Below are 7,870 nucleotides of genomic sequence, written 5' to 3'. Positions count from 1 at the left end.
CTCGGCATTCCTCGCCCTGGCAGCCGCAAAGATATGGCTGCCATACTTTGTCAACAGGACCTAAGGAGGCTGCATCCATCGTCTCGGCCTTTCCGAACTACTTCGGCGACGTATCGCTATTCCTTGGTCGCTTGAAGGCCATCTGCGGTAAGGCGGGTAGCGCCGAGTATGTGTTGCCCAAGCAGGAGACAGCTCCGTCGCGTCCGCAAGAGGTGCCAGACCTGAGTTGGTTCAAACAGAGACACCGCAGATGGAACGAAGGCGGCAAAGGCAAGAACAAGTAGGTACGATAATGTTGAGCGAAGGCGAATTCGTAATCCTCAACCTGTGGAACGAAGGGCGCGCTCAACTCATCGAACGTATCGACTTCTATCACTCGCAAGCGAAGAAACGCATTCTCGACCAGTTCAGGGATATCGAGGCCGAGGCAGAACGTTACGCCGAGGAATCGTACGAGAGGCGTGGGCAGTGGTTTGATCCGGACACAGACGATCCTGCGTCATCGGCAGAAGCCGCATGGGAAGACGGCATCGCCCACTACGGTCTCCTGGACGACCTACGAAAGCAGATGATCCTTAGCATAGCGGCTGGAATGTATCACGAATGGGACAAACAGCTCCGAGACTGGCTCGATCGGGAGCTGGGGCATAATTTCAGCCGGGACAAGCTGCGGCCTGACCTATGGAAGCAGGATATCGGCACGCTGCTCGAAATGCTGGATTGGTGGGGATGGGATATCAAAGGGCAGCCATTCCATGAAGTCATTGATTCGTGCCGTCTCATTGTTAACGTGTATAAGCATGGCCATGGAACCTCCCTCAATCAGTTGAAGGAGAGATACCCTCAATATCTCCGCAGCCTTGGGGATCCGGGGTCGTTCGGGTGGGACCATGTTCGCTACGATCAACTCGAGGTTTCCGAGGATGCTCTGTCTGTATTCCACGAAGCATTTCGAAGTTTCTGGCAATACGTTCCTGCAAGAACGATAGCGGGAGATAATACGCCCGTACCGTCCTGGTTCGAAAAAGCGTTGACACGGAAGCAGCCTGGCAAACATGCTTGATCTTCCGATTTGAGATTTACCGCAATCGATGACGACGGTGTCCGCGCGGCATTCATCGTAGAGACCTTTTTCAGACTCCCAGAGTTTTCTTTGCCGGCCTGTCGGCCCCATGATCAAACTTCTTATCGTCCGCTTAATTCGCATAAGCGACTTGACTCATCCGCAAACTTGAACAAAACAGGAACACATCCGTTGTTGCGGATGCAATTCTTAACCGGCGAGGTTGCCCATGGTTTTCCAGCTCTCCTTCGAGTCGTATTTCCCGCACCCGGTTTCGACGAGCCTGAGGTCGATCTTGCCGAGGCAGTTCTCGAGGCTTACGGCGGCGACGCGAAGGTGGCAATGGGGGAGCTGCTCCTCGATGCCGACTTCCTACGGGATCAGCTCTACACCGCGTCTAGGATCATGTCGCAGGGCTTCACGCGCGGCTGGAAACCGAAATACGAGCGTGTCTAGTCATGCACCAGCGCTGCGGTGACGATCCCACCGATTACAGGTGATTTTCTGCCGCCGATGCTCTGCGAATTTCGAATGCTGCATCAGGACCGCCAGGTTAACATTCCGATCGCTATATCCGGTTTTCCTGGTTGAAATCACAACCATTCCGCGTCATACGACACATCAACAACTTTGTTGACGGAGGTCACTATGGCAAACTTTGGGAACCCGGCATACAGTGCGGTCATGGGCAATGCCGCTGGTATGGCAATGATCGCCGCTGGCGCCGTCGGTTTCGCCTCAGCTGTCGGCGCAGCAATCGATGCCGCCGCCGAGGCCCGTCGCGAGCGCGCCTACTATGACGCGCTCGGGGCAGCCAAGGCTCACGCCTCCGACATGGAAGACCTCGCTCGCACTGCCGTCGCGATGGTCGCAGAACTCGAGGCCGAGGTCGCAAGCCTGCGCCGGGCATGCCGCCAGCGTCAGGAAGCCGTCGACATGCTGGCCGCTCGGGTGCGCGCTTGAGCCAGGAAACGAATGAAGAATGGACGCTGATCAGGCAGTATTTCGGGGACCTCGCTTACGAGGAGCCACACAACCACCAGCGTTTCCTGACGGCGATCCGTGGAATTGAACAGGTCAAGGCTGGTGAAGTCGAAGACGCCGACGAAGTGATTGCCGACATGGATGCGATCATCGCTTCCGGAGATTTCAGCAATCGCGAAGTCCTCGAGCAGTACTCGGCGGGGATTATCTCCGCCCGTGTCGCATGCGTAAAACTCGGCCTCCGCGATTCCGCCGACCTGCTCGTCGCACTCGGCGATGCTGGTCTCCGGATGCCTCAGCCGCCCGAAGATGAAGTCAGGAAACAGGCCAATACATTCGCTTCACTCTTCCGCGAGAACAAACAAGCGAAGGCGGAGCTGCCTGAAGCAGAAGATGTCGCCGAGGGCCACGCACAGTTAGATCGGAGGCAGAAGGTCGGCATTGATGAGGTCGTGGCGAAAGCCTGGGCAATTCTCGACCGCGTTCCCGAAGTGCCAGCCGGTCCCGGTGACGAAGCCCCGGAATGACGAAGCGCACCTCAATGGCGGGCTTTCTATCTTTCATCCGATTTTGTATCGATCCTCGACGTCGCGCAACAGAAGCGCCTGATGCCTCCAGCGGCGATGGTTGAACGCCGGGCGCGGCGGCCGGTCGTTTGCGGGAATGGGCTTATGAACGCCGACGACCGGCACGCCGTTGATCTCATGCTGTTTCCCGTCGAGGAACTTCTTGATTTGTCCCGGGCCTGCGCGGCCGAGTGCATACAGTTCGTCGTCCGACATCGTCATGAGAAGCAGACGCGCCTGCGGGGGAACAGCACTGATGTCCATGTCGGCGCGGTCGTCCTTTCTCGCGTTGCAGTACTTCCTGACGGTCTCGATCCCGGACGCATCCAACGAGTGGGCGGCGGCCGCCTCGCGGGCCTGCTTGAAGGTTTCGACGACATCGGATCTGGCGATCTCCGGCTCGTAGTGCGGCAGCGGCGATCCTCCGCCGAACAAGACGCGGAACGGCCAACTTATAACGTCGTCGACGGCCCTGCCGATGGTCGGCAGCGAGTTCCAGAAATCCTTGCCCATTTGGGCTATTACCCGGGCTAGCGCGGCAGCAAATCTACGCATGATGCTCCTCTCCGTTATGGTGAGGAGATCGTGGTCGACGACCACGCAAGCAACAAAAAGATGAGGCAGAGGCCAGCCGAGTCATGGAGAGTACGTGAACTCTCCTCACCTTGAAGGACGGGGCTTCAGATGCTGATCAGGACGCTTAGGTGGGCTGATTGCTACCATACTCTTCTTGCTTTCGACCCGATACTGGGTGCGATCCATAGACAATAATTGGAAGGCCTGGCGGCTCAGCTTGATGCATGTGTGCGAGTGGCAAATTCGCATGAACAAGACGGCACATGGGGAAATCATCTGCCGGCTATTTGCAGCCTTCCGCCGGTTGCCGCACAATTTCCCTGTCCGCTGGAACCCGTGCGGTCGAAAAAGAGAGGACATCGATGGAGTCTGCCATTCTTCACATTCTTCACGAGGCGATCGAAGCGCATCTCCCGAACATCACCGACGAAAAACAGCGCCAGACGGCCCTGACATACCTCCGTGGCCTCGACGTTGCGCTTGCGATCCGATCACCCGAAAGCAGAACATCGAATGCCGTCGCGTTGAGAAGCCAGGACACGAAAAGCAGGCTGAACCGAGTGATTTCCGATTATCGTCGGTCAGCCATCGCCGACACTCGGCGACTACACCAGCGGGGATTTCAGGAGTTCGGTTGGGATGTCCGGAACGAGTTCGATTGAAGCATCTCGCGTGCATGATCACTAGGCGAAGGCTTGCGCGAACGGCGGCCCGGCGTGAGCCCGTCATGCCTTGTTGTAGTTAAACGCCCTCAAGTTCGAAAGAGAATGATGCCCCGACCTCAATCTGGCTTCCGATAACATTCATTATCGGAAGTCAGCTTTCCTTTGCCCGCCGGGTACTTCTACCCTAGAGCGTCGCCTGCCTCGCTAACCTTTCGTGAACGATAGTCACGGCCAGGCAGTTCGCCACTTCGGCATCATGACGATCCCTGTTTCGAACATTCATATCGGTATCGCACGATGACGAGCATCCTGACCAATGCCGCCGCCATGGCGGCGCTCCAGACATTGCGTTCTCTGGACTCCAGCCTCGCCACCACGCAGGCGCATGTCAGCTCCGGCTTGAGGGTGCAAGGCGCGCGCGATAACGCCGCGTACTCTTGCCGGAGCCGGACGGACCGATGATGCAGGTGACGCTGCCCGGCTTCACCGAAAGGTTGACGCCTTTGAGCACGTCGAGTTCGCCATAGGCCATGCCGAGATTGCGCACATCGAGGCTGCCGCCCTTGAAGACAGCCCCGGACGCACGGCTGGCGCCGTCCAGTTCGCTGACCTCCTCCAGCCCGCTGGTGATGATCGCCGGGCGCTGCTTGCCGATGCGCAGGCGATTGTCGATGGCGTTGACGACATGGGTGAGCGGCACGGTGACGACGAGATAGAAGATGCCCGCCAAAAGCAGCGGCGAAAGGTTGCCGGTGACGACGGCCTGATCCTGTCCCACACGGAAAATCTCGCGCTCGGAGGCAAGCAGGCCGAGGAAATAGACGAGGCTCGAATCCTTGACATTACCGATGAACTGATTGACGAGGGCCGGCAGTACGCGGCTCACGCCCTGCGGCACGACGATGAGCCGCATGCCTTGGCCATAGCTCATCGAGAGCGCTCGACAGGCTTCCATCTGACCACGGTCGACGCTTTGAATGCCCGAGCGAAAGATCTCGCCGATATAAGCGCCAGCGATCAGGCTGAGCGCCAGGATGCCGAGCGGATAGGGCGACGGGCCGAACAGTTCGCGGCCGATGCGGGCGAATCCCTGGCCGATCAGCAGGATGGTGACGATGGCCGGCAGGCCGCGAAAGATATCCGTGTAGAGGCGTGCGGGGATGCGCAGCCAGGGCGATCGGGAAATGCCCATGATGGCGAGCACCATGCCGATGACGACGCCCAGCACAGTCGAGGCCGCCGCAAGGATAAGCGTGTTCTTCAGGCCGACTGTGATCATGGTCGGCAGCACTTCGGCCATGGCGTTCCAGTCAAGGAAGCTGCGGCGCAGGTTTTCAAGCCAGTTCATCAGGAGGTCCCTTGGAAAAAAGACCGGTCCGACCGGAGAGGCCGGACCGGCAAGGCGGCATCACTGCTTGGGAAGATAGGAATCCGGCATCGGCGTTCCGGGGAACCACTTTTCGTGCAGGGTCTTCCAGGTGCCGTCCTGCATGGCGGCCTGGAGAGCTTTGTTCAGCGCCTCGCGCAGGGCGTCATTGCCCTTGCGGACGACAAAGCCGGCCGGCGCGTCGAAGCTCGGGATGTTGACGGCGACCTTCAGTTTGGGATAGCGCGCCGAGTAGTCCTTTGCCGCCTCGTAGTCGAGGAAATGCGCATCGACCGTTCCGTTGTTGAGCGCGGAGACGGCAGAGTTGTTATCCGGGAATTTTACCAGATCGGCCCCCGTGAAATTCTTTTCGGCATAGATTTCCTGCAAGGTGCCTTGCACGACGCCAAGGCGCTTGCCCTTGAGGCCGTCCGCATCGGTGATGCCGGCATCCGCTGTCAGCACTGTAAGGAAGCCGGCGAGATAGCCGTCAGAGAAGTCGACCGTCTCCTTGCGCTTGTCCGTCGTGCCGATCGCGGCGGCGGCGACGTCGAAGCGGCTATTGTGTTGAGTATCGGTCGGATTAGACCCGGTTTTTCATGTAGCCTTGCCCCTGCTGAAGCGACGCAAAGAATTGGCATTAAAGGGAATTTTTTAGCTACGCATGGGTTAGGATAAACCAACAAACCGGGTCAAATCCCGGCGATATTCAACAGGCAGCGGCGGGTTGATCGCGGCTGGCCTTCTGGCACGCTACGGTTTTGGCATGATCGAGGCATGGACGGCGCTGATGGTCGCGGCAGCTTTTCTTGCCGGCTCCGACATCGCCATCCGCGCCTGGCGTTCGCTGCTCGTAAAACATTTCAGCATCGAACTGCTCGTCACCGTCGCGGCGGTCGGCGCGTTGTTTATCGGCGAGGTCTGGGAGTCGGCGGCCGTCACTTTCCTCTTCATTTTCGGTGGCTGGCTGGAGGCGCGCACCATGGGGCAGACCCGTGGCGCGCTGAAGGCATTGCTCGATGCCGCGCCCGCCACCGCGACCGTGCTGCGCGACGGCGATCCCGTCGAGGTGCCGGCGCATATGGTCCAGCTTGGCGAGACCGTGCTGGTCAGGGCCGGTCAACGCATCCCGGTGGATGGTGAGGTGACCGAAGGCACCGCCGCCGTCAGCGAGGCGGCGATTACCGGTGAGCCGATGCCGGCCGAGAAAGCGCCTGGTAGCCACGTTCATGCAGGAACGATCGCCGAGAACGGGTTGCTGCGCATCCGCGCCACCAATGTCGGCGCCGACACCACCCTTGCCCGCATCATTCAGCGCGTCGAGGAAGCGCAGGAGGAAAAGGCCCCGAGCCAGCGTATGATCGAGCGCTTTGCGCAATGGTATATACGCCGTCGATCATCGGGCTCGCGGTCGCCGCCTTCGCGGTGACGCAGGACATCCGCCTGGCGCTGACGCTGCTGGTCGTCGGTTGCCCCGGCGCGCTGGTCATCTCGACGCCGGTCTCCATCGTCGCCGGCATCGGCCGGGCGGCGCGCAGCGGCATCCTGATCAAGGGCGGTCAGCATCTGGAAAGTGCAGGCCGCATCGATACGCTGGCGCTCGACAAGACCGGCACGCTGACGGAAGGCAAGCCGCAGCTCGCCTCTATCGTCGCGCTCGGCGGCATTGCCGAGGCCGAGTTGCTGCATCTGGCTGCGACCGCCGAGACCGGATCGACCCATCCGCTCGGCCGTCCCATCGTCGAGGCTGGCCGCAAGCAGGGGCCGCTTTCCACGCCCGAGGCGCTGGAGGAACATGCCGGCATGGGCCTGAGCGCCCGCATCGACGGCCGCGTCATCGCCGCCGGCAACCGACGCCTCATGGATACGCTCGGCATTACGCTGGGCCAGGAGGGCGAAGCCGCCCTGGACCGTCTGCTGTCCAATGGCCAGACGCCGATCCTGGTGGCGCGTGACGGGCAGTTGATCGGGATGCTGGGCATGTCCGACATGGCCCGTGAAGGCGCGGCGGAAGCCATCGCCCGTCTGCGTGACATCGGCATAGGCCGTGTGGTCATGCTGACCGGCGACCAGCATGGCGCGGCCGAAGCCATCGCCCGCGAGGTCGGCATCGACGAGGTCCATGCCGGGCTGATGCCCGAGGACAAGCTGGAACTGATCCGGAAGATGAAGGCGGATGGCGCGCATGTCGCCATGGTCGGCGACGGCATCAACGATGCACCGGCGCTTGCCGCAGCCGACACCTCGATCGCCATGGGCGCGGCCGGCAGCGACGTCGCCATCGAGACCGCCGACATCGCGCTCCTGAAGGACGATCTCGGCAAGATCCCCGAGGCGATGGCGATCTCGCGCGCAACGCTGGGCAATATGCGCCAGAACCTCGTCATCGCACTGGTGACGGTGGCCGGACTGCTGGCGGGCGTGTTCTCCGGCAATGTCCATATGGCCGGCGGCATGCTGGTCCACCAGCTTTCGGTGCTGATCGTCATCGCCAACGGCATGCGCCTGCTGCGCGTGCCGAAGGCCACCGCACCCGGCGGACGGGCGTCAAAAACAGCCACCGCCCGGCCCGCAACTGTGGCCGCGCGAGGCTGAAGCCTCCTCGCAGACCCCGCAGCGATGCGGGGTCTGTTGTTTTTGCGGCGCCAAC

Annotated in this window: 8 protein-coding genes and 4 pseudogenes; 9 read left to right on the top strand and 3 right to left on the bottom strand. The window is 60.7% G+C overall.

Translation table 11 applies throughout. The features are described 5' to 3' along the window. From NNZ72_RS23870 to NNZ72_RS23850, 5 genes and pseudogenes are all read left to right on the top strand, one after another. Nucleotides 1-284: pseudogene (locus tag NNZ72_RS23870) on the top strand (hypothetical protein); the annotation flags it as partial. Between the two features lie 8 nt (nucleotides 285-292). Then, the gene (locus NNZ72_RS23865; protein ID WP_257318173.1) at nucleotides 293-1,063 is read left to right on the top strand and encodes a hypothetical protein; all 771 of its coding nucleotides are present in this window, start codon (nucleotides 293-295) and stop codon (nucleotides 1,061-1,063) included. 195 nt (nucleotides 1,064-1,258) lie between these two features. Continuing rightward, nucleotides 1,259-1,519, top strand: a complete 261-nt coding sequence (locus tag NNZ72_RS23860) for a hypothetical protein (RefSeq protein WP_257318172.1) — start codon at nucleotides 1,259-1,261, stop codon at nucleotides 1,517-1,519. A 192-nt stretch (nucleotides 1,520-1,711) separates the two neighbouring features. Beyond that, nucleotides 1,712-2,026, top strand: coding sequence for a hypothetical protein (locus tag NNZ72_RS23855; RefSeq protein WP_257318171.1), 315 nt, complete (start codon nucleotides 1,712-1,714; stop codon nucleotides 2,024-2,026). Next, nucleotides 2,023-2,574, top strand: a complete 552-nt coding sequence (locus tag NNZ72_RS23850; RefSeq protein WP_257318170.1) for a hypothetical protein — start codon at nucleotides 2,023-2,025, stop codon at nucleotides 2,572-2,574. Before NNZ72_RS23855 ends, NNZ72_RS23850 begins: the two co-directional genes overlap by 4 nt. A 33-nt stretch (nucleotides 2,575-2,607) precedes the next feature. Here NNZ72_RS23850 and NNZ72_RS23845 read toward each other — a convergent pair whose 3' ends face one another. Then, nucleotides 2,608-3,126, bottom strand: a complete 519-nt coding sequence (locus tag NNZ72_RS23845; protein ID WP_257318169.1) for a hypothetical protein — start codon at nucleotides 3,124-3,126, stop codon at nucleotides 2,608-2,610. A 425-nt stretch (nucleotides 3,127-3,551) separates the two neighbouring features. On the opposite strand from NNZ72_RS23845, the gene NNZ72_RS23840 reads away from it, so the two are divergent. Both NNZ72_RS23840 and NNZ72_RS23835 read left to right on the top strand, forming a co-directional pair. Further along, nucleotides 3,552-3,851, top strand: coding sequence for a hypothetical protein (locus NNZ72_RS23840; protein ID WP_257318168.1), 300 nt, complete (start codon nucleotides 3,552-3,554; stop codon nucleotides 3,849-3,851). Between the two features lie 300 nt (nucleotides 3,852-4,151). Beyond that, nucleotides 4,152-4,289: pseudogene (locus NNZ72_RS23835) on the top strand (flagellin N-terminal helical domain-containing protein); the annotation flags it as partial. On the opposite strand, the pseudogene NNZ72_RS23830 reads toward NNZ72_RS23835, so the two are convergent. Both NNZ72_RS23830 and NNZ72_RS23825 read right to left on the bottom strand, forming a co-directional pair. Continuing rightward, nucleotides 4,285-5,202 (bottom strand): annotated as a pseudogene (locus tag NNZ72_RS23830) (amino acid ABC transporter permease); the annotation flags it as partial. The pseudogenes NNZ72_RS23835 and NNZ72_RS23830 sit on opposite strands and share 5 nt — an antisense overlap. 60 nt (nucleotides 5,203-5,262) lie before the next feature. Further along, nucleotides 5,263-5,784 (bottom strand): annotated as a pseudogene (locus tag NNZ72_RS23825) (ABC transporter substrate-binding protein); the annotation flags it as partial. 163 nt (nucleotides 5,785-5,947) lie between these two features. Here NNZ72_RS23825 and NNZ72_RS23820 point away from each other — a divergent pair. Both NNZ72_RS23820 and NNZ72_RS23815 read left to right on the top strand, forming a co-directional pair. After that, a complete protein-coding gene (locus tag NNZ72_RS23820; RefSeq protein ID WP_257318167.1) occupies nucleotides 5,948-6,649 on the top strand; it encodes a P-type ATPase actuator domain-containing protein in 702 nt (233 codons plus the stop codon). After that, complete coding sequence (locus NNZ72_RS23815; RefSeq protein WP_257318166.1) at nucleotides 6,598-7,815, top strand: heavy metal translocating P-type ATPase; 1,218 nt, start codon at nucleotides 6,598-6,600, stop codon at nucleotides 7,813-7,815. Before NNZ72_RS23820 ends, NNZ72_RS23815 begins: the two co-directional genes overlap by 52 nt. The last annotated feature ends 55 nt before the right edge of the window (nucleotides 7,816-7,870 follow it).

The sequence above is a fragment of the Shinella pollutisoli genome, from assembly GCF_024609765.1.
GTDB lineage: Bacteria > Pseudomonadota > Alphaproteobacteria > Rhizobiales > Rhizobiaceae > Shinella > Shinella pollutisoli.
This window is presented reverse-complemented; position numbering and strand designations above follow the sequence as displayed.